The 19,144-nt window shown below is 71.8% G+C and carries 18 protein-coding genes; 9 read left to right on the top strand and 9 right to left on the bottom strand.

All coding sequences use genetic code 11. The annotated features are described in order from the left end of the window. Positions 1-56: 56 nt before the first annotated feature. Complete coding sequence (locus ACZ1DY_RS32930; RefSeq protein ID WP_257485008.1) at positions 57-497, bottom strand: Hsp20/alpha crystallin family protein; 441 nt, start codon at positions 495-497, stop codon at positions 57-59. Positions 498-602: 105 nt separating this feature from the next. On the opposite strand from ACZ1DY_RS32930, the gene ACZ1DY_RS32925 reads away from it, so the two are divergent. Beyond that, a complete protein-coding gene (locus ACZ1DY_RS32925) occupies positions 603-1,217 on the top strand; it encodes an HSP18 transcriptional regulator (protein ID WP_257485009.1) in 615 nt (204 codons plus the stop codon). Between the two features lie 62 nt (positions 1,218-1,279). Next, complete coding sequence (locus tag ACZ1DY_RS32920) at positions 1,280-1,468, top strand: hypothetical protein (RefSeq protein ID WP_257485010.1); 189 nt, start codon at positions 1,280-1,282, stop codon at positions 1,466-1,468. A gap of 233 nt (positions 1,469-1,701) precedes the next feature. On the opposite strand, the gene ACZ1DY_RS32915 is transcribed toward ACZ1DY_RS32920, so the two are convergent. Beyond that, positions 1,702-1,827 (bottom strand): hypothetical protein, encoded by a 126-nt coding sequence (locus ACZ1DY_RS32915; RefSeq protein WP_007031507.1) that lies wholly within the window; start codon positions 1,825-1,827, stop codon positions 1,702-1,704. Between the two features lie 56 nt (positions 1,828-1,883). Then, complete coding sequence (locus ACZ1DY_RS32910; RefSeq protein WP_465481972.1) at positions 1,884-2,648, bottom strand: nucleotidyltransferase domain-containing protein; 765 nt, start codon at positions 2,646-2,648, stop codon at positions 1,884-1,886. Positions 2,649-2,734: 86 nt separating this feature from the next. Here ACZ1DY_RS32910 and ACZ1DY_RS32905 point away from each other — a divergent pair, with 86 nt between their 5' ends. Further along, complete coding sequence (locus ACZ1DY_RS32905) at positions 2,735-3,211, top strand: TspO/MBR family protein (RefSeq protein WP_257485012.1); 477 nt, start codon at positions 2,735-2,737, stop codon at positions 3,209-3,211. Here ACZ1DY_RS32905 and ACZ1DY_RS32900 read toward each other — a convergent pair. Next, positions 3,204-4,520 carry a type VII secretion protein EccE gene (locus ACZ1DY_RS32900; protein ID WP_465481971.1) on the bottom strand — a complete coding sequence of 439 codons (1,317 nt, stop codon included), beginning with the start codon at positions 4,518-4,520 and terminating at the stop codon, positions 3,204-3,206. The genes ACZ1DY_RS32905 and ACZ1DY_RS32900 overlap by 8 nt on opposite strands. Positions 4,521-4,647: 127 nt before the next feature. Here ACZ1DY_RS32900 and ACZ1DY_RS32895 point away from each other — a divergent pair, with 127 nt between their 5' ends. The 4 genes from ACZ1DY_RS32895 to ACZ1DY_RS32880 are packed head-to-tail and all read left to right on the top strand — an operon-like array spanning position 4,648 to position 11,013. After that, complete coding sequence (locus tag ACZ1DY_RS32895) at positions 4,648-6,765, top strand: fibronectin type III domain-containing protein (protein ID WP_465481970.1); 2,118 nt, start codon at positions 4,648-4,650, stop codon at positions 6,763-6,765. Continuing rightward, complete coding sequence (locus tag ACZ1DY_RS32890) at positions 6,762-7,715, top strand: AAA family ATPase (protein WP_126734414.1); 954 nt, start codon at positions 6,762-6,764, stop codon at positions 7,713-7,715. The genes ACZ1DY_RS32895 and ACZ1DY_RS32890 overlap by 4 nt, the downstream gene beginning before the upstream one ends. Before the next feature lie 2 nt (positions 7,716-7,717). Next, the gene (locus ACZ1DY_RS32885) at positions 7,718-8,845 is read left to right on the top strand and encodes a DUF58 domain-containing protein (protein ID WP_465481969.1); all 1,128 of its coding nucleotides are present in this window, start codon (positions 7,718-7,720) and stop codon (positions 8,843-8,845) included. Beyond that, positions 8,842-11,013, top strand: coding sequence for a transglutaminase TgpA family protein (locus ACZ1DY_RS32880; RefSeq protein ID WP_465481968.1), 2,172 nt, complete (start codon positions 8,842-8,844; stop codon positions 11,011-11,013). The genes ACZ1DY_RS32885 and ACZ1DY_RS32880 overlap by 4 nt, the downstream gene beginning before the upstream one ends. An 86-nt stretch (positions 11,014-11,099) precedes the next feature. Here the strand turns inward: ACZ1DY_RS32880 and ACZ1DY_RS32875 are convergent, their stop codons facing one another. Beyond that, complete coding sequence (locus tag ACZ1DY_RS32875) at positions 11,100-12,506, bottom strand: serine/threonine protein kinase (protein WP_465481967.1); 1,407 nt, start codon at positions 12,504-12,506, stop codon at positions 11,100-11,102. Between the two features lie 102 nt (positions 12,507-12,608). Between ACZ1DY_RS32875 and eccD the strand changes: the two genes are divergently transcribed. Together eccD and eccB are read left to right on the top strand one after the other, a co-directional pair. Next, positions 12,609-13,991 (top strand): type VII secretion integral membrane protein EccD, encoded by a 1,383-nt coding sequence (gene eccD / locus ACZ1DY_RS32870; RefSeq protein ID WP_465481966.1) that lies wholly within the window; start codon positions 12,609-12,611, stop codon positions 13,989-13,991. 4 nt (positions 13,992-13,995) lie between these two features. Then, positions 13,996-15,429, top strand: a complete 1,434-nt coding sequence (gene eccB, locus ACZ1DY_RS32865; protein ID WP_465481965.1) for a type VII secretion protein EccB — start codon at positions 13,996-13,998, stop codon at positions 15,427-15,429. Between the two features lie 169 nt (positions 15,430-15,598). Here eccB and ACZ1DY_RS32860 read toward each other — a convergent pair whose 3' ends face one another. Genes ACZ1DY_RS32860 through ACZ1DY_RS32845 form a run of 4 tightly spaced genes read right to left on the bottom strand, consistent with a single transcriptional unit; the run spans position 15,599 to position 19,086 of the window. After that, positions 15,599-16,813 (bottom strand): hypothetical protein, encoded by a 1,215-nt coding sequence (locus ACZ1DY_RS32860; protein WP_465481964.1) that lies wholly within the window; start codon positions 16,811-16,813, stop codon positions 15,599-15,601. Between the two features lie 10 nt (positions 16,814-16,823). Beyond that, the gene (locus tag ACZ1DY_RS32855; RefSeq protein ID WP_465481963.1) at positions 16,824-17,240 is read right to left on the bottom strand and encodes a hypothetical protein; all 417 of its coding nucleotides are present in this window, start codon (positions 17,238-17,240) and stop codon (positions 16,824-16,826) included. Positions 17,241-17,252: 12 nt separating this feature from the next. Next, positions 17,253-18,698 carry a hypothetical protein gene (locus ACZ1DY_RS32850; protein ID WP_465481962.1) on the bottom strand — a complete coding sequence of 482 codons (1,446 nt, stop codon included), beginning with the start codon at positions 18,696-18,698 and terminating at the stop codon, positions 17,253-17,255. A 10-nt stretch (positions 18,699-18,708) separates the two neighbouring features. Then, positions 18,709-19,086 (bottom strand): hypothetical protein, encoded by a 378-nt coding sequence (locus ACZ1DY_RS32845; RefSeq protein ID WP_465481961.1) that lies wholly within the window; start codon positions 19,084-19,086, stop codon positions 18,709-18,711. Positions 19,087-19,144 lie beyond the last annotated feature (58 nt).

The following is a 19,144-nucleotide window of genomic DNA, read 5'->3' as shown; positions in this document are numbered from 1 at the left end:
TCCCTTCTTCCCCGGCCTCGTCCGGTGCGGGCGCGGGCCCGCACCGGACGGGACACTCAGGCCTGGATCTCCTTGCGGTCGGACGCGGAACCGGTGATTTCGATGCGCCGGGGCTTGGCCTTCTCGGCGATCGGGATGCGCAGGGTCAGCACGCCCGCTTCGTAGCCGGCCGCGATGTTGTCGGTGTCGAGCGCGTCGCCGAGGAACAGCTGGCGGGAGAAGACGCCGAGCGGACGTTCGGAGACCTGCATCTGGACGTCCTTCCCGGCGAACGGCCGCCGCTCCGCCTTGACGGTCAGGACGTTGCGCTCGACGTCCAGCTCGATCGCGTCGGCGGAGACGCCGGGGAGGTCGAAGCAGACGACGAACTCGTCGCCTTCGCGGTACGCGTCCATCGGCATGGTGGCCGGCTTGGACCAGGTGCCCGGATTCGCGGCGCCGAACATGTGCTGGGTCAGCCTGTCCAGTTCGCGGAACGGGTCGGTGCGCATCAACATCGGGTTCCACCTCCTGGGTCGTCGTCTCTGGTGTCAACACGCACTACTGTTCTAACATGTCATCGAAACGATGACAACCACCAAGTCGTCGATTGGATGACAACCATGGACGAAGACCCCACCCTGACCGTGCGCAGCGTGCGCGACGTGGTGGCCGAGGCCCGTTCCGGTGTCGCGGAGCCGGAGCGGGTCCTGGCGGCGCTGACCGCGTTGAAGGCCGTCCGCGAGCAATTGGCCGCTTGGGAGCCGGAGCTGATCGCGGCCGCTCGCGCGGGCGGCACCAGCTGGACGGCGCTCGCCCCCGCGCTGGGGGTCGCGAGCCGTCAGGCGGCGGAGCGGCGGTTCCTGCGGTTGCGGCCGTCCGACGGCGGCGAGAGCACCGGGGAGGCGCGGGTCGACGCGGAACGCGACCGGCGGGCGGGTGATCGCGCGGTGGCCGAGTGGGCGCGGCGCAACTCGGCCATCCTGCGGCAGCTGGCAGGCCAGGCGGGCGCGCTCGACGGGTTGAACGCCAAGGCAAGGGAAAGCGCCGAACGGCTGAACGCGGTGCTCGGCGAGGACGACGTCACCGGTCTCCTGGCGCCGCTGGCCGACCTGCGCGCCCATCTGCCCCGCGAGCACACCGGCTTCGCCGAACGGCTGGGTGAGATCGGCATGCACACCGAACAGGTCCGGCGGTCCGCCGTCGACGACCGGAGGGATCGTCACTCTTCACGGTGAGGTGTGAACACGGCGCGGGACGGGTACCCGCTGCCGTCCGCCGAGTGAGCCGGAGGTCTTCGATGCTGGTCCGATCCGATTCCCTGCCGGCCGCCGACGTCGTCGAGCTGGCGTTGAAGGTGCTCGCCGCGGAAGGTTTGCACGGGCGAGCCGCGCAGGCGGCCCTCGAAGCGATGGCGCGGGAACGGGGCCTGCCGGTCAAGCGGTGCGCCGCGCTCATCGTGGCGGCCGTGGACGGGCGAGTGAACTGACGCCTGGTCGCGTGTTGCGAAAGCCACTTTCGCAACACGCGAGTGAGCCGTCCGGCGGTGGCGTGCGGGGCCCTCGGGTGCCGTTGCGGATGTCGCGAAAGCCACTTTCGGGACATCAGACGTCCCGAAAGTGGCTTTCGCGACACCGGTCGCCACGCCCCCGAGTGCATGAAGGGCCCCTTCCTTGCGTCAGGCGCAGAGAAGGGGCCCTTTACGTACTCGGGTCGGCAGCCCTACTGGCAGGCTTCGCAGTCCGGGTCGTCGATGCGGCACGCGGCACCATCGGTGAGCGGGAAGTCGAAGTCGTCGAGCGCGGGGACGGCCAGAGCGGTTTCTTCCGGCGTGGCGGTGGCGGACATGTCACTCCCTTGGTGCGGAACGGGTCTTATCTCTCTGTAGCGCTGAAGATCGCCCGTCATTCCGTGACGCGCGCCACAGCCGCGCGGAACAGCGTTTCCGCGTCGTCCACCGCCTTGGCGAGGGCGTCCGGATCCGAGCGCAAACCCGCGACGACCGTGTCGATCTCGCGCAATCCGGCCCGCAGCAGCAGCCTTTTCTCGTTGGTGACCCACTCGCCGCGGGCCGCGAGGATCGCGTGCGCGGTCTCCATCGCGGCGGTGGCCAGCGCGCCCGCGACCTCCGTGGCCTGCCCGCGCGGGACGAAGGCGCCGCGGGTGTACCGCAAGGTCAGGCCGGCGCGGCCTCGCCACATCGCCGGTGCTGTTTCCCGCAACGCTTCCGGGTAGTCCGGCCGCGGCAGGTCGCCGCGCAGCACGCGGTTGACCGCGAGTTCGGCGACGGGCAGGTAGCTCGGGACGCCCGCGAGGTGGAACATCAGCGGTTCCCAGTGAAACCGGCCTTCCCGCGCCTCGGCGAGATGGTGCTCGACGGAGCCGAGGTCGCGGTAGTGGACGTCGACGTGCCTGCCGTCGATCGTGAGCCAGGCACCGCCGTTGAACACGCCGCCGCCCCACGCGCCGAGTTCGGAGACCTCGCCGTCCCAGCCGACGGCCCGCAGGTCCGCCGGGTCGAAGCCGCCGCGGTAGTAGACGGCGAAATCCCAGTCGCTGCCGGGGTCGTGGGTGCCCTGCGCGCGCGACCCGCCGAGGGTGACGGCGTGCACCGCGGGAAGCGCGGCCAGGGTGTCGGCCACGTGGGTAAGGAAGGTGTCGTCGTTCATCGCGCGGACGAGTTTAGGGTCGGGCTCGCGTGGACGCGACCGGTTTTGAGCGCGCGAGAGCGTGTTCCCGGCCTTACGCTCGAAGGATGACCGCGATCCCAGGACGATTCCGCGCGCCGCTGGCGTTCCTTCCGTTCCTGGCCGCGGTCGCGGTGGTCGCGCTCGTCGGCGGGCTCGCCGCGTCCGGCGCTCGCTCTGTCTACAGTGGACTAGAGCTGCCGTCGTTCGCGCCGCCCGCGTGGTTGTTCGGTCCGGTGTGGACGGTCCTGTACCTCGCCATCGCGGTGTCCGGCTGGCTGTACTGGAAATCCGGTGGTGAACGCCGCGCTTTGAACTGGTACGTTCTCCAACTGGCCCTGAACGCCGCGTGGACGCCGCTGTTCTTCGCGGCAGGCGCCTACGGCCTGGCCCTCGCCGACATCGTCCTGCTCGACGCCGCGATCGTCGTCACCGCCCTGTACTTCCGCCGGTCTTCCCGGGTTTCGGCCGCGTTGCTGGTGCCGTACCTCGCCTGGACGCTGTACGCGACGGCGCTCACCGCCGCGATCGTCGTGCTCAACTGACCCCGAGCGGCAACGTGGCGGCCACTCCCTTGGCGTGCCTGCCGTCGAGCCGGTCGAGGGTGAGCCCGCCCCGGCGGGCGGCGAGTTCCAGGTCCCGCACCGCGTGTTCCACCGCGTGCGTCCCCGCGGCGGCGATCCGGATCGAGGCGCTGACGTGCGGTTCGGTCTCAGCGGCGCCCCGGCGGGCGGTCACGGCGAGCGTCACCGCGGCTCCGGGGGCGGCGGCGAGCAGACGGCGCGAGAGATCCGCCGTGAGCATCGGGGAAAGCGCGTCCCAGCCGTCGAGGCGGAACGTCGCCTGGCAGATCGGGCCGCTGTGCCAGTACCGCCAGTCCTCGCGGATACGCGCCCGGCCCGCCGTGACGTGCGCCAGCGAGGCGAGTACGCCGAGGACCTCGTTTTCGGCGAGTGCCCGCACCGGCAGGCCGTCGCGACGGAGTTGCCGCCGCACCCGCCGGACCGTGTTCCCCAGCGCCTGCCGCACGTCCGCGTCGCGGTGGACGTCGACGGTGCGCAGCGCCTGCAACGCGACCCAGCCCCGCGGCGGCCGTGAACGGTCCGCGCCGACGTGGTGGATGACCTGCGCAGCGACGTCCGACGCCTGTTCGCGGGCGGGCGGCAGCAGCGTGAGCGGTGCGGGCATCGGCAGCTCGCGGGCGGCCGATTTCGGTTGCAGCACAGCGGTGATCCCGTCGGCGCGGCTGACCATGAACACCGTCTCGTCGCCGATCTCGCCGGCGGTCCCCGTCGCTTCCGGCGACAGCAGGCGCAGCAGCGCCCGGCCGGCCTCGCCCGCGTTCCGGAGATCCCGGTCGCGGTCACGCGTCAGATAGCCGGACGCCGAACCGAGCCAGGCGTAGAGCCAGCGTCCGCGGATCCGCACGGCGGTCAGCGCGAGGACCACGACGGCGGCGGTGACCACCGCGGCCGCCAGCGGCCATGGCCGCCCCGCCACCAGGACGAGCGCGACGAGGACGAGTTGCCAGCAGACGATCTGCGGCACCCCGATCCCGCCGAACCGGCCGGAACGCCGCACTGGGACGGGCTCCGGGGGATTCGGCCGTGGCGCACCGGGCATCGGGGCGGGGACGGGTACCGCCGCGAACCCCCGCGGCCGCTGCTCCGCCTGGCGAGCGGCGGTGAGTGCGGCCAGCGCGGCTTCACGGGCGGCGGCCCGCGCGGCGGGCGCGGCGTACGCGAGCGGATCGGGCGTGGCCGCGGTCCGCGGGACGGCAGGCCCCGCTTGGGGAAGCGGTGGAGGCGGCGCCTGGTACCGCCCGCCCGTCCTGGCCGCGCCGAGATCGGTCATCGTCGTGCCTCCTCAAGCCGTGTCGCCCCAGCGTCCCCGGGGAACATGAGGTTTCGATGACAAGCGACCGCGAGGCCGCGACAGGCTGTTTCATCGAAATTTCATGGTCGCTCTCTAGCTTGATCGCGTGAACACCGAGAAGCGGTTCAGCGCGGTGGCCAGGACGCGGATGGCCGTGGCGCTGGTGGTCGCGGGCTGCCTGGCGCTGGTCGGCCTCGCCGTGACCGGACAGGCGGCGACCCCGGAACGGCTGGAGTTCGTCCAGGTCGGCCACTGGGTCTACAACGACGCCGCGCAGTCCGCGTTCCATGTCGACGGTTCGACGAACCGCGTCGACGCGCGCGCGGACGTGCCCGGCGCGAACGGCAGCCAGGTCGCGCAGGGGGACGGTTCCGGTTACGTGGTCGAGCGGAACCGCATCACGGAGTTCGACAAGGCGACCTTGAGCGTCGAGGAGTCCGTGCCGCCGCCCGCGCCGGAAACGCCGTTCGTGCTGGAGATCGCGGGCGGCCCGTACCTGGTCTACCGCAACGCCGGCCAGATCGTGCGGCTCGGGGACCCGGCCGCGACAGTGCCCGCAGGGGGGCCACTGTCCCGGCCGGTCGCGACGACCGAGGGAACCGTGTGGACGCACCGCGTCGACAACGGGTCGGTCTGCGAGCTGCCCAAGGGCGCCGCCGTCATGGCCTGCCCCGCGCAGCTCCCGCCAGGGCACGGCGGCGGGCTCACCCTCGTCGGCGACCGGCCGGTCGTGCTCGACACCACCGGCGACAGCCTCCACCGCGTCGGCCCGGACGGGCTCGGCGACGCGCTTCCGCTCGGTATCAAGCTTTCGCCGTCGGCGCAGGTCGCGAACAGCGCGGTCGGCGACCGGCTGGCCATCGCCGACCCGGAGCGCAACCAGCTCCACCTCATCGACATCAGCGGCCTCGACGAGGACCGCCCGTCCGCGAAGCCGATTTCGGTCGAGCTGTCCAAGGGCAGCCGCTTCAACGGCCCGCTCTCGTCGTCGAACGTCGTCGCCATGGTCGACGAGACCCGCGGCGAGGTGCTGACCTACGACGCCACCGGCAAGCTCCGGTCCACCACGAAGGTGCCGGGCCAGGGAACGGCGCCGAGGCTGGCCAAGGGCGAGGACAACCGGATCTACGTCGACAGCTCCGACGGCTCGCATGTGCTGGTCGTCAACGGCGACGACGGCACGGTGGTCGACGTCGACGTCGACAAGGCGGCCAGCAGCCAGACCGCGGGCGCGCCGTCGGCCGGTCCGGAACCGTCCGGGGACCAGCCCGCGCCGCCGCCGCAACAGCAGCAGGCTCCGCCGAACACCCAGCAGGCGCCGCCCCCGCCGGTGGCGAAGGCGACTCCGCCCGGCGCCCCGAGGAAGGTGGGCGCGACGTCCGGGGACGGCTCGATCAAGGTCTCGTGGAGCCCGGCCGCGGACAACGGCGCGCGGATCACCGGCTACCGGGTGACCTGGACCGGAGGCTCCATGCGAGTCGGGGGATCGTCACGAGGGGCGACGATTTCCGGACTGACCAACGGAACCCCGTACGTGATCACCGTCGTCGCGGAGAACTCGGCGGGCATCGGCCCTGGCGCAAGTGCCAAAGCGGTCATCCCAGGACCCGCGAACCGGCCGGCCGGCGCGCCCGCGGTCACCGCGAACGCCACCGCGGCCGGGAACGTTTCGGTGAGCTGGACCCAGCCCGACCTCCGCGGTGGCACCCTGGTGCATTACCTGGTCAGCGTGACGGGCAAGGGGCAGCGCACGGTTTCGGGCACGTCCGCGGACTTCACCGGGGTCACCGGCACCGCGACCGTCACGGTCCGCGCGGTGACGAAGTTCGGTTCGGGAGCGGAGGTCAACGGCGCCACCGGCAGCCGGAAGATCACCGTCCCGGTGGCCTCGGGGCCGCCGACCATCACGATCACCCAGGTTCGGGGTAAGGACAGCGCACTGTACGTTTCCGTGAACGTCGACGGGAAGGGCGTTCCCGCGACCTGCACGGCCGAGTTCTTCAGCGAGACCAAGCCGACGGCCTGTTCCGGGGCCACGACCCTGACCATCCCCAGCGTCGCCTGGGTCGGTGCCATCACGATCACCGCGACCGTCAAGACCTCCGCGGGTACCGCCTCGGACACCTGGCGAGGTGTGCCCACGGTGAACGGCGGCGCGCTGGTGTGGCTCGGCCCGCTGGCATTGGTCGGCCTGCGCCGACGAAAGGAAAAGGAAATTCTGTGACGCTCACACCCAGGGTCGCCTACGAGCAGATCGCCGAGAACGTGCAATCGGTGGTGCGCGGTAAACCGGAGGTCGTCCGGCTCACCGTGGCGGCGCTGTTCGCCGAGGGGCATCTGCTGATGGAGGACGTGCCCGGCGTCGGGAAGACGACGATCGCGCGCTGTGTCGCCGCCAGCATCGGCGGCCGGTGGAGCCGGATCCAGTTCACCCCCGACCTGCTGCCCGGCGACATCACCGGCGTGATGGTCTACCACCAGAACGCCGAACGTTTCCAGTTCCACCCCGGCGGCATCTTCGCCAACGTGGTGCTGGCGGACGAGATCAACCGGGGCACGCCGAAGACGCAGGCCGCCCTGCTGGAGGTGATGGCCGAACGCCGCGTCACCGTCGATTCGGTCGGCCAGGCGGTGCCGCGGCCGTTCCTCGTGGTGGCCACGCAGAACCCGATCGAGCTGGAGGGCACCTACCGGCTGCCCGAGGCGCAGCTGGACCGGTTCCTCATGCGTATCTCGGTCGGTTACCCGGATGTGGAATCCGAGATGCGCGTGGTCATGGGGGACTGCGCCGGGGTGACGCCGGACGAACTCAAGCCGGTGCTGAGCATCGCCGACGTCCAGTCGGTCATCGACGAGGTCCGGAAGTCCCATCTGGCACCGGAAATCGTCAACTACGCGGTCCGGCTGGCCGCGTCGAGCCGGTCGCATCCGGACGTCCGCTACGGTGCGAGCCCGCGGGGCAGCATCGCGCTGATCCGTGCGGCGCAAGGGCTCGCGGCCACGTTCGGCCGCGACTTCGTCACCCCCGACGACGTCAAGGACGTCGCGCATCCGGTGCTCGACCACCGGCTCGTGCTGACCGCCGACGCGGAACTCAACCAGCGGCGGACCGCCGACATCGTCGACGAACTCCTGGGCGCGACGGCCGCTCCCATGGCCGCGATGGGGAGGTAGGCGTGCGGCTCACCCGCCGCGGCGTCATCGTGCTGGCCTTCGCCGCCGGGTCCTACGCCCTCGGCGAACTGGCCGGATACCCGTTTTTCCGTGCCATCGCGGGGATCGCCGCGGGCGCGGTGCTGATCGCACTGGTCACCACCAGGTTCCGGCCGCGGGTGGAGATCGGCCGGACCGTCCAGCCGGACCGGGTCGAACGGGGGAAGCCCGCGCTGGCCTCGCTCGTCGTGCGCAACCCTGGTTCGCGGCGGCACGGCGGTTTCGCCGCGGGGGACGGGATCGGGACGGAAACGCACCGCCTGCGGGTCCGCCCGCTCGCGCCCGGCGCCGAAGCGACGTACCACTACGAGCTTCCGACGACGAAACGCGGGAAACTGCGCGTCGGGCCGCTCGTGGTGCACCGGCCCGACCTGTTCGATCTCGCCCGCGGCGACTCGACCGTCGGGGATTCCGCGTGGTTGTGGGTGCATCCACGACGGCACGTGGTGCGCGCCGCGCAGGCCGGGCACCCGAGGCACCATCACGAAGGCCCGATCACCGACCCGCCGCTGCGCGGTTCGGCGGATCTGCGCGCGGTGCGGGAGTACGTGATCGGCGACGAGGTCCGGCATCTGCACTGGAAGGCGACGGCAAGGACCGGACGCCTCATGGTGCGCGAGTACGCCGACCCCGCCCAGCCCCGGTTCACCACCGTGCTCGACACGCGGCCCGCGTCGATGACCCCCGCCGTTTTCGAAGAGGCCGTCGAGGTGGCGGCCTCCCTGTTCTACGCGTCGGCGTCGTCGGGGCAGCACTGCCGCCTGATCACCTCCGCCGGCGCGGACACGCTGACCGACAGCGGGGTGCGCGCGGCGAGGACGCTGCTCGACGAACTCGCGCTCGTCACGCAGGACGCGGCGGACGACGCCCCGTTGCTGCCCTCGGCCCTCGCCGCCGCCGAACGCCCCGGCGGGGTGCTCGTGGTGGTCACCGGCCCGGACGCCGACCTCGGCCATGCGGCCCGCTGGCGGCCCGACACGGTGATCCGGCTCGGTGACCTCAGGCCGTCGGCCGGCTCCGGCGGCGTGATCGTCGCGGTCGACGCCGCGGGCGCCGCGGCCCAATGGAACTCCTTGGCGGGGAAGGCATGAGCGCCCGATTCGATCGGCTCGCGGTCGCCGGCCTGCTCGGCGCGACGGGGGTCGCCGGGCTGCTGTTCGCGCCCGTGTTCGGCTGGGCGGAACTGCTCGCGCCGGTGCTCGTGGTCGTCCTGATCGCGTACGGCTGCGTCGAACTGACCGCCAGGTTCCCCAAACTGACACCGTATCGGCCGCTGCTCGTCGCGGTACTCGGTCTGCTCGGGCTGATCGAGACGGTCTTGACGTCGACGACGCTCGCCGCGCTGCCGACCGGCGCTTCGTTGCGCGGGCTGGCGCGCGGCTTCACCGAGGGCTGGCGGCTCACGTTGCAGTCCACCTGGCCGGCGCTGCCGGTCCCCGAACAGCTGCTGTTCGTCCCGCTGTCGGTGCTGCTCGCCGTCGTGCTCGGGCTGGAAGTGCTGCTGCGGCTGGGCAAACCGCTCGTGGCGCTCGTGCCGAGCCTGGCCGTCGCCGGGCTCGCGCAGGCGTATCAGGCGTCGACGGGACTCGTCGCGGTGGCGGCCGCGCTGGGATACGCGCTGCCCGCCGGTCTCCTGCTGTGGTCGGGGCGCCGCGTCCGGTCCGTGAGCCGGGCACCCGGCGTGCCGCGTTCGTGGCGGGTGACGGGGTCGGCGGTCTGGCCCGCACTGTCCACTGTGGTCGCACTGGTCGCCGGGTCGGTCGCGTTCGCCGCGCTCGATCCGGTCGGCCGGGATCCGCTGACGCTCAAGGACACCCAGGCCGCGCCGCCGCCGAGGAGCAGGGTGGGCAACCCGCTGGACGAGATCGCCCAGCGGCTCATCCAGCCCGGCGAGGAGGTGTTCCGCTACCGCGGCGACGCCCCGGTCGACCAGTGGCGCCTGATCGTGCTCAACGGTTTCGACGGCGCGAACTGGCTGTCCGATTCCCGGCTCCACCGGCTCGGCGCGGGTCTCGAGGGTGCTCCGGGCGGTGCGGGTGGCAGCGCCGAGCTCAAAGTGCGCGGGCTTTCGGGTCCCTGGCTGCCGAGCCATCAGGATCTGACCGGGGTGGACGGGGTGACCCCGTTGGTGGACCAGGCCGCGGGCACGCTGATGCTGGAATCGCCGTCGACGACCTCGGTGCGGGACTACCGGCTCACCTGGTCCTCACCCGAGGTCGATCTCGGTGCAGGCGAAGTCGACGCGCGCGCACCGGGCGGGCTCGGCGGACTCGGCACGGTGCCGCCCGACGTCGAGCAGGTGGCGAAGGACGCGGTGCGCGGACTGCGCCCGACGTTCCAGTCCGCATTGCAGCTGGAACGGTTCCTCAGCACGAACTACCAGGTCGCGACGGGTACGGAGGAGCTGCCCACCGGGCACGGCTGGCCGCAGCTCCGGCACTTCCTGCTGGAGAGCAAGCGGGGGACGAGCGAGCAGTTCGCCGCCGCGTACGTGGTCCTGGCGCGGATGAGCGGTATCCCGGCACGGCTCGTCGTCGGATTCCGGGGCAACGCCGAGAAAGACGGCGACACGCACGTCGTCCGGAACCGCGATGTCCTGGCGTGGCCCGAAGTCGCGGTCGCCGGGGCGGGCTGGGTCGCGCTCGATCCCACCGCCGCGGCCGTGGGATCGAGCCGGAACCAGGCGGGGCCCGGTAAGGCGGTCGCCAAGGCGAGGGCCCAGCTGCCCGCCGAACAGCAGCTGCGGCCGCCGCAGCTGCCGCCGGGTACGCAGCCCGACTCCGCCGAAGACCAGAGCGCGGAAGCGGGGGTGAGCTGGTGGTGGCCCGCTCTCGTCGGCACGATCGTCCTTTTCGGACTCCTGTGGCTGGTGGGGGTGCCGGTGGCGAAGGTGATCCGCGCTCGACGTCGTCGCCGCCGGTCCGGTGAGGAAGGCGTGCTCGGCGCCTGGGACGAGATCCGCGACCGGCTGCGTGCGCACGGCGTGCCGTTCCGGATCGGGATGACCCCGCGCGATCTCGCCGAATCGGCCGGATCGCTTGCCGGGGAAGGGATCCGCGAGCCGGTCGCCCGGCTGGCCAAGGTGCTGGACGTGACGCTGTGGTCCGGCGTCCCGGTGGGCGACGGCGCGGTCCGGCGGGCGTGGCAGGAGGTCGCCGAGGTACGCCGGGGCCTGGCCACCAGACCGTTCGCGGCTCGGGTGCTGGCGGCACTCGAGCCGCGGACCCTGGTGCCGGTCAAGGGCCGTAAAGAGGGCTGAAGGTGGCGTGTCGCGAAAGCCACTTTCAGGACATCAGACGTCCCGAAAGTGGCTTTCGCGACACGGCCGGGCCTGTTCCGGGCAGCTCACGGGTTGCAGCGGGCGCCGCGGATCGCGACCGGTTCGGTGGTGTAGATGTGGCGGCCGTCGGTCGCCCTGAGCTGGAAGCAGTACCGGCGCGCCGGGTCGACCGGGACGTCGAGGCTGCGCTGGCGGTGGGCGACGAGCTGTTTCGTCTCGAGCCGCTCGCCCGCCATGATCACGACGAAGTCCAGTTCGCCTTCCGCGGTCCAGTTCAGCTGCACGTGATCGCTCTGGTCCCGCGGCGGGGCGAGCGCCAGTTTGACGTCCGGCGCCGGTGCGGAAGCCGGTGCGGGCGGCGGGATCGCGGCCGCGACCGGGACGGCCTGCCCGCCGATCTCCGCCGGGCCGAGGACCAGCGGCACCACGGCCAGCCCGGCGGCGAGCACCCCGGCGCCCGCGAGCGCGACGGGCTTCCAGGGGAGCCGGCGCTCTGTCTTGAGCGGGCCGCTGAACTCGCGGATCAGGGTCCGGCCGCCCGAAGGCGGCGCCTGTACCACCTGGACCGGTGACGGGGCGGCGGGCTGCTGCTGGACCACGGCGAAATCGTCGAACTCGACGTCGGCGTCTTCCTCTTCGGCCGGTACGTCAACGGGTTCCGCGGTGACGACTTCGCCGCCGGGCTGCCGCAGCTTCGTGAACAACCGCGCCAGCGACGCGACGTCCTGCGGCCGGTCGGCCGGTTCCTTGGCCAGCAACCGGAGGATCGTGGCGGAAAGCTCCCTCGGGACGCCGGGATCCTGGATCGGCGCGACCGGTTCCCGCAGTACCTGGAGGATCCGCTCGCCGGGCTGCTGCCCGGTGTGCCGGGGAAAGGGCGGCGTCCCGGTCAACGCGGCGTAGAGCACCGCGCCGAGTCCATAAAGGTCGGACGCGGGGGAAAGCGTGTCGTCGCGCAGGGTTTCCGGCGCGGTGTACTCGACCGCGTACATCGGATCGCGCGGGAATCGCCGCCGCAGGGCCACCCCGAAGTCGGCGAGCACGAATTCGCCGGAAGCGCGGTACAGCACGTTGTGCGGGGTCACCCCGCCGTGCAGCACGTCCGCGCCGTGCGCCGCGGCGAGCGCCGACGCGATCGCGGCGCCGAGGGCGAGCACGTCGGGAACACCCAGCCTGGCACCGGAATCCAGCAGACCGGCGAGTGAACCCGGGCACAGTTCGCGGCGGATGCCGGACCGCCCGCCCGCGTCGGTCAGGACGTCGTCGATCTGCAGCACCGAGCGCGTCGAACGCACGGCGGCCAGCGCCTTCCGCTCGCGTTCCAGCCACGCGGAGGTCTCGCGGTCGAAGGCGCCGGGGAACATCTTGATCGCGAAGTCGTTGCCCCTGGCGGGATCCCGGCCCGCGTAGACGGTGGCGATGGGGCCCTGGGCGAGCAGCCTCGGTCCGCCGACTCCTGTCTCGATGCTCATGACCCCATTGTCGCGCAAGAAGACCGGATCCGGAGTACTTTCCCCGCGGCAGGTTCCTGCCGCCGGGGCCCGGCGGGCGGGCCGCTGGCCGACCCTTTTCCCATGCAGACTGCCGGCCTGGTCAGGGTCACCATCACCACTCCGCACCGGCGCATCGACATGGCGCTGCCGGAACACGCGTCCGTCGCCGAAATCCTCCCCGGCCTGCTCGCGCGGGCGGGCGAGGGGATGGCGGACGACGGGGTCGCCGGCGGCGGCTGGCAGTTGCGCCGCGCCGACGGGACCCCCTTCGATCTGGACCGGACGCTGGGCGCGCACCGGGTCCGGGACGGGGAGATCCTCCATCTGACGCCGCGCCGCGCCGAATGGCCGGAGCCCGAGTACGACGACCTGGTGGACGCGATCGCCACCGGGTCCGGGCGCACCGGCAAGGCCTGGGGGCCGCGGCACACGCGGCAGGCCGGATTGGCCGTCGGCGGGGTGGCGGTGTCGTTCGGCCTGCTCGCCGTCCTGCGCGCCGGCCCGCCGTGGACGTCACCGGCGGCCTGGGCGCTGGCCGTCTCCGCGCTGCTGCTGGCCGCCGGTGTCCTGCTCGCGAGGGCACTGCGCGACGCCGGTGCCGGTGCGGTGCTCGCCGCCGTCGCGCTTCCGTTCGCCTTCGCCGGCGGCGGGCTCCTGCTGGCGGGTGACGACCCGATCGGCGCGCTGTCCGCCGGTCATCTGCTGCTGGCCAGCGCGGCGCTGCTGCTCGCGGCCGTCGTCGGTCATCTCGGGGTGATCGCCGCGCCCGAACTGTTCGCGGGCGCCGCCACCGTCGGCCTGCTCGGGGTGCTCGGCGGCTGGCTCGCCACCTTCGACGACCTGGCCGGGTACCGGTCGGCGGCCGTGATCGGCGGTGGGGTCCTCGTGCTCTCGACCACGTTCGCGCCGCTGGCGCTGCGGCTCGGCCGGGTGCCGATGCCGGTGCTGCCGCGCTCGACCGCGGACCTGGTCCGCGACGATCCCCAGCCGCCGCTCGATCTCGTGCACGCCGCCGTCGCCAGGGCGGACGCGCTGCTCACCGGGATGCTGGGCGGCGCGGCGATCGTCGTCATGTACTGCCAGCTGCAGCTGATCCGCAGCGACAGCGAGGCCGCGGTCGTGCTCGTCGCCCTGCTCGCGGCCGGTTTCCTGGTGCGGGCGCGGTTGTACCCGATCCTGCGGCAACGGCTGCTCGTGCTGGTGACCGGGATCTTCGGCGCCGGCTGCCTGCTGGCGGGCCCGCTCATGGCGGACCGTTCGCTGCTGCTCGTCCTGGCCGGGCCGCTGTCCCTGGCGGTGGCGGCGGGCGTGATCGCGTCCGGTGTCGTGCTGAGCACCCGCGCCGCCAACCCGTATCTCGGCCGGATCGCCGAATACTTCGAGATCCTGCTGACGATCGCCGTCGTCCCGGTGGCCTGTTCGGTGCTCGGGTTGTACGGCTACGTGCGCGGGCTGGGGGGCTGAAACCATGGCGTCCAAACGGGATCAACTGCAGGCGTACCAATTCCTGGTGCAGCGCGCCATCTCCGCGCTCGTGACGAGGGAGACCGACCCGGAGCAGCCGCCGTTCCGGCGGCCGTCGGGTGCCGCGTTCGCCAGTGTCGCGCTGGCGATCGTGGCGCTGGCGTGCGTCGGGGTCTACGGGATGATCGTGCCCGGCGGGAACAATGCCTGGCGCAAGAACGCCGCCGTCATCGTGGAGAAGGAGAGCGGGACGCGGTACGTCTATCTCGACGAACGGCTCCACCCCGTCGCGAACTACGCGTCCGCCCTGTTGCTGCTCGGCGAACACGGCACCACGGAACGGGTTTCGCGCGATTCGCTCGCCGGAGTCCCGCGAGGGCCCCGGATCGGCATCGCCGACGCGCCGGACGGCCTGCCCGGCCCGGAAAAGCTGCTCACCGGATCGTGGTCGCTGTGCTCGGCGCCCGCGAGCGACCTGGCGGGCAGCCGGATCGAGGAATCGGTCCTGCTGGCGGGCGCGTCGCCGTCGGGCGGCGCGGAACTGGGAGACCAGGCGCTGCTGGTGGAATCGACGTCGACCGGCGACCGGTTCGTCGTGTGGCGCGGGCACCGGCACCGGATCAACGACTACGGCGCCGTCGGCACCGGGCTCGCGCTGACCGCCGAACCGTGGGCGCGGGTGGGCCGGGCGTGGCTCGACGTGCTCCCGGAAGGCACGCCGATCGGCCCGCTGCCGGTGGCGGCCGCGGGCGAGGTGTCCACCGCGGTGCCCGGCCGGACCGACATCCGGAACGGGATGCTGCTGATGGTGCAGACCTCCGGCGGCGGGCAGCAGCACTACCTCGCCGAGCGGGACGCCTTGCGCCCCATCACCGAACTGCAGTACGACGTCCAGCGCGCGAGCGCCCAGATGCTCGCCGCCTATCCCGGCGCCGAACCGAAGACCGTGCCGCTGCCGCCTTCGCTGGCGACCATGTCCCGTCAGCTGGACCCGGTCCGCGCCGACGCGGGCGCCGCACCCGCGACCCGCCCGGCCATCGCGCGTCTGCGCGACCAGGACGCCACCGTGTGCGCCACCTTCGGCGACGGCTCCGCGGCCCCCGCGCTGACCGTCGACCCCGCGATGCCCGCCGCGGACCCGATGTCCACCACCGCCCGCCGGACCGCCACCGGGACCCCGCTCGCGGACCGCGTCCACGTGCCGCCCGGCAGCGCGATCGTCGTCGAGGCCATGCCCTCGCCTTCCGCCGCCGTTGGAACGCTGACCGTCGTGACCGACATGGGTCGCCGCTACCCGCTGGCTTCACCCGACGTGCTGAAGATGCTCGGCTACCCGTCGGCGCGCCCGGTGCGCCTTCCCGCCGGTTTGGTCGCGCGGCTGCCCGAAGGCCCGAGCCTGGACCCGGCCGCCGCGCGGCGGCAAACCCTGGGCGGCTGAGCGCGATTCGCGTGTCCCGAGGCGTAACTCACGTGTTTGGAGGCGTAACTCACGAGTTACGCCTCCAAACACGCGAGTTACGCCTTCAATCACGCGAGTTACGGGAACGACGTGAAGGCCCTCTTCGCTGCGTCCAGCGCAGTGAAGGGGGCCTTCACGTCCGAGCGGTTCAGCGGGAGGTCGGCCGCCAGAGGTCTTCGTCGAGCATCTGCACCGAACCCGACTCCGACTCACCCGGCCGCCGTCCGCGCGTCAGCGTGAACCCCGCGTCGGGATTGCCGTTGGCGGCCCGGCCGCGCAGCTTCGCCGGAACGCCGTCGCTACCGCCGGAGGACGTCCTTCGCGACGCACCGTTCCGTCCCGTCGGCTGGTCGCTCGAGCCGGGGCGCAGCGTGCCCGCGGTGGCCTGGCCTCCGCCGCCGTGGGGCGACATCATCGGTGGAACCCCCGCTCCCGCGGATTTGGCCCCGGAGGGGCTCGCGGCGCCCGGCTGGATCTCGGACGCCAGGCTGGGGGCCCGCTTTCCGACGACCGGTTTGGCCGCGCCGCCGAGCCCGCCGAGCGCGCCGGCCGCGCCGATCCCGCCGAGCAGCCCCGATGGCATCGGAGGGACACCGGAACCGCCGGGGAGACCGCCGAGCGACGGGAGCGAGCTCGCCGTGGGCGGCAGGGGCGCGAGCCCCGCCAGGGAGATCCCGGACGAGCCGTTCTGCGAGCCCAGCCCGCTCAGGCCTTCGGTTGCCGGAAGCCCGGATCCTGCCCCGCCGCCGAACGATCCCGCAGTCTCCGCGAGGCTCTGCAGTTCGGTGAGCGCGTTCATCCCGGCCTCGGCGGCGGCGAGGAAGTCGGTCGGTGAGTTCCCCTCCGCCGACACGGCTTGCTGCTCGGGCAACAGATCTGCCGGGGACTCGATACCCGCGGCCGCGCAGACACTGAGCATCGAGGCGTCGAAATGCCCCCCGAGCTCGGTCATCTTCATGCCCGATGCCTGCTGAAGTGCGAAAGCCGCGGGCGCGGCGAGCGGGTTGAAAGCGATGAGCCGGTACTCCGCGTAGAGAGCCGCCACCGCCGCCGCGGTCGCCGTGACGTCGGAAGCGAGCGTCGTCAGCGTCTCGGCGGGTTTGGCCAGATCGATCCGGTCGCCCCAGAACTTGAGTTCGGCCAGCGTGCGCTGAGCCTGCTCTTCGTGCAGCCGCCCGGCGTCGTCCGTCCATTCCGGAGAGAGCTCGCCGACCCGGGTGCTGATCTCCGCCGCGGTGGTGTCGATCCAGGCGCGCACTTCGGTCCACATGTTCGCCGCATCGAGCAGGGCCTGGGCCTTGCCGGCTTCGGCACGGGCCATCTCGTCGTGCATTTCGATGGGGAGCAGCTGGTAGGGAATCATCGGTGGCTCCTCAGACACTCGCCTGCGTGCCGTCGGCCGCAGATGCCTCGGTGGATTCGTTCTGGGACTTCGGGGCCTGGCTGATCGAACTCGACGCCTGTTTCAACAGGCTCAAGCCCTTCTCCGCGACTTTGAAGGACGACGCGGCCAGAGTCAGCGCGCTCGCCGCGTCCGCGGCCGAGTAGCCGGCGGCGATGGTCTTGACCTTCGTCGAATCCGTGACGAGTTCCTCGGTGATCTTCGTCAGGAACGCCGTCATTTCGGCGGTCGCGGCCTTGTCCAGCAAGGACATCGCGATGCCCTCGAACAACCCGGACGCGTTCAGGCCGTTTCCCAGCCTGCTCAGTGAACCCGGCAGGTCCGGCGCTTTGAGCTGCCCCGAGTAGGCGGCCATCGCTTCAGGGTCACCATCGACGAAATCGGGCATGAGCCCCCTCCTTTACTGTCCGGTGCGGTATTTCGGTTCGTCGTGCCCGGTCGGGCCGACCTGCCACAGTTCCTCGTCGAGCAATTCGACGGTGTTCTCGCCGTCCCACCGTCGTTCGGCGGCGGGCGGTGGAGTGATGGCGCCGGCCCGGCCGGTCCGGCCCCGCAGCGACACACCCGGTGTGCTGCCGGGCTTCCTCGACCGGACGGCGTTGACCTGTTCGGCGGCTCCGGGACGGACCCCGTTCGATGAGTTCCCACCACCGGCGTACGGCGAGTGCATCGCGGGCATCATGCCCGGGCTCGCCATCCCGCCACTCGCCGAGCGCGACGCTCCCGCGGCCCCCGCCGTCGTTCCGGCATTGGGGAGCGGGGCTGCCGGCATCGACGCTCCGAGACCCGCCGTGCCGGCAGAAGGTACCGAGCCCGCCCCCGGCGACGCGCCACCTCCTCCTCCGCCGACTCCCGCGGAGCCGGCGTCAAGACCTGCCAGGCTGGGCGAGCCGGACGTGCCGCCGAAGGGGTCGATTCCGGGCGGCGGGCTCCAGGGCGCCAGTTCGCCGGGTTCGAGGGGAGTCAGGTCGCCGGTCGGGTCCGTGCCGCCACCACCGAATTGCCCCAGCAGCCCACTGGCCGCGTCCAACGCCTGGGAGCCACTGTCCAGTAGTGACGAAGCGGCGGCCATGATCTCTTGTGGGGAATCCGGATCTCCGGTGTCTTCCGGGGAAGCCGGGGTGGCCGGTTCCGACGGCGCGGCCGGTTCGACGGGCGTCCCGTCCGTCCCGGCGCCATTCGTTCCGTTGCCCGCCCCGCCGGTGTCCCAGTCGGTCGCGGACGCGGTGGGTGAGGAATTCCGAGGTGGTGCCGCCCTGGGCCCGCTCCACGGTGCGCCGAGTGCGTTCATCATCACGTACTTCGCGCTGAAGTAGTTGGTTCCGAGCGCGGTGAGCTGATCGATGATCTTCCGCTGATAGTCCGGCTCGTGCCGTGCTTTCGCATCGGCGTCGGTGTCGTATTTGAGGTGGAAATCGTCGTGCAGGAGTTTCACGTTGTTGTACGTGGTCTGGATGTCACCGGCCAGCTTTCGCAGCGCGTCGGCCACACCGGACCTGGTTATGCCCGCCGTGGAGCTGAGAGAGATACCCACCGGCCCGAGGTTGGTGCTGTTGTTGTACACAGGGATCGGATAGCCGGGAACCTCGGCCGTGGCCTGGGTCCACGAGCGCAACGACTCAAGGTCCTTTTCCGCCTGTGCGGCGAAGAGCTCGCCCGCGGTATCCGTCCACCCGCCTTCGCTTCTGAGGGTTTGCAGTTCGCCGCGGAAACGAGCGAGCTTGTCGTCGATCCATTCCCGTGCCGCGTCCCACATCTTCGCCGCGTCGTCGAGTCTGGTGATATGCGGGAGTTCCGCCTCGATCCGGCGCAGCAGCTGGTCGACCGAGAGCCCTTCGTACGCCATCGGAATCCTCCTACTTCGGCTGGACCGCTGGGACCGGGAACTCCGGCGCGACGGTCGGCAGTCCGGTGTCCTGCCGGGCGTGCAGACCTTGGAGAAGAGCCTTCTTGGCATCGTCGGCGGCCGCGAGGTACTTCACGCCTTCGTCCCGTACGAACAGGGCGTAGGCACTGAACCCGTAGATGACGTCCGTGACGAACTTCTGCAGCTGCTTGGTGACTTCGGCGTCCATGCCGACCAGGTCGCCACACTGCTCCAGACCGTTGGCGCACGCCGGATCCACGACACGGCGGAGTGCTCCGCCGGGAACTTCGGCGACGAGCGCCGAAACCCGTTGGGAGAACACCTCCATGGCCACGGTGTCCCCATCGATCTCATCGCCAAGCCCCATTTTCCACCCCTGAATTCGAGTCTTCACCGAAAGGCAATCACTTCGCCCGCCCCGGCAG

This window comes from Amycolatopsis sp. PSD-21, from assembly GCF_055561455.1.
This window is presented reverse-complemented; position numbering and strand designations above follow the sequence as displayed.

Excerpts from the sequence above, each read along its gene's own strand:
- ACZ1DY_RS32845 (WP_465481961.1), bottom strand. The coding sequence starts at position 19,086 with ATGGGGCTTGGCGATGAGATCGATGGGGACACCGTGGCCATGGAGGTG.
- ACZ1DY_RS32850 (WP_465481962.1), bottom strand. The coding sequence starts at position 18,698 with ATGGCGTACGAAGGGCTCTCGGTCGACCAGCTGCTGCGCCGGATCGAG.
- ACZ1DY_RS32905 (WP_257485012.1), top strand. The coding sequence starts at position 2,735 with ATGACCGCGATCCCAGGACGATTCCGCGCGCCGCTGGCGTTCCTTCCG.
- ACZ1DY_RS32880 (WP_465481968.1), top strand. The coding sequence starts at position 8,842 with ATGAGCGCCCGATTCGATCGGCTCGCGGTCGCCGGCCTGCTCGGCGCG.
- eccB (WP_465481965.1), top strand. The coding sequence starts at position 13,996 with ATGGCGTCCAAACGGGATCAACTGCAGGCGTACCAATTCCTGGTGCAG.
- ACZ1DY_RS32875 (WP_465481967.1), bottom strand. The coding sequence starts at position 12,506 with ATGAGCATCGAGACAGGAGTCGGCGGACCGAGGCTGCTCGCCCAGGGC.
- ACZ1DY_RS32860 (WP_465481964.1), bottom strand. The coding sequence starts at position 16,813 with ATGATTCCCTACCAGCTGCTCCCCATCGAAATGCACGACGAGATGGCC.
- ACZ1DY_RS32915 (WP_007031507.1), bottom strand. The coding sequence starts at position 1,827 with ATGTCCGCCACCGCCACGCCGGAAGAAACCGCTCTGGCCGTCCCCGCG.
- eccD (WP_465481966.1), top strand. The coding sequence starts at position 12,609 with ATGCAGACTGCCGGCCTGGTCAGGGTCACCATCACCACTCCGCACCGG.
- ACZ1DY_RS32930 (WP_257485008.1), bottom strand. The coding sequence starts at position 497 with ATGTTGATGCGCACCGACCCGTTCCGCGAACTGGACAGGCTGACCCAG.
- ACZ1DY_RS32920 (WP_257485010.1), top strand. The coding sequence starts at position 1,280 with ATGCTGGTCCGATCCGATTCCCTGCCGGCCGCCGACGTCGTCGAGCTG.
- ACZ1DY_RS32925 (WP_257485009.1), top strand. The coding sequence starts at position 603 with ATGGACGAAGACCCCACCCTGACCGTGCGCAGCGTGCGCGACGTGGTG.
- ACZ1DY_RS32900 (WP_465481971.1), bottom strand. The coding sequence starts at position 4,520 with ATGACCGATCTCGGCGCGGCCAGGACGGGCGGGCGGTACCAGGCGCCG.
- ACZ1DY_RS32910 (WP_465481972.1), bottom strand. The coding sequence starts at position 2,648 with ATGAACGACGACACCTTCCTTACCCACGTGGCCGACACCCTGGCCGCG.
- ACZ1DY_RS32855 (WP_465481963.1), bottom strand. The coding sequence starts at position 17,240 with ATGCCCGATTTCGTCGATGGTGACCCTGAAGCGATGGCCGCCTACTCG.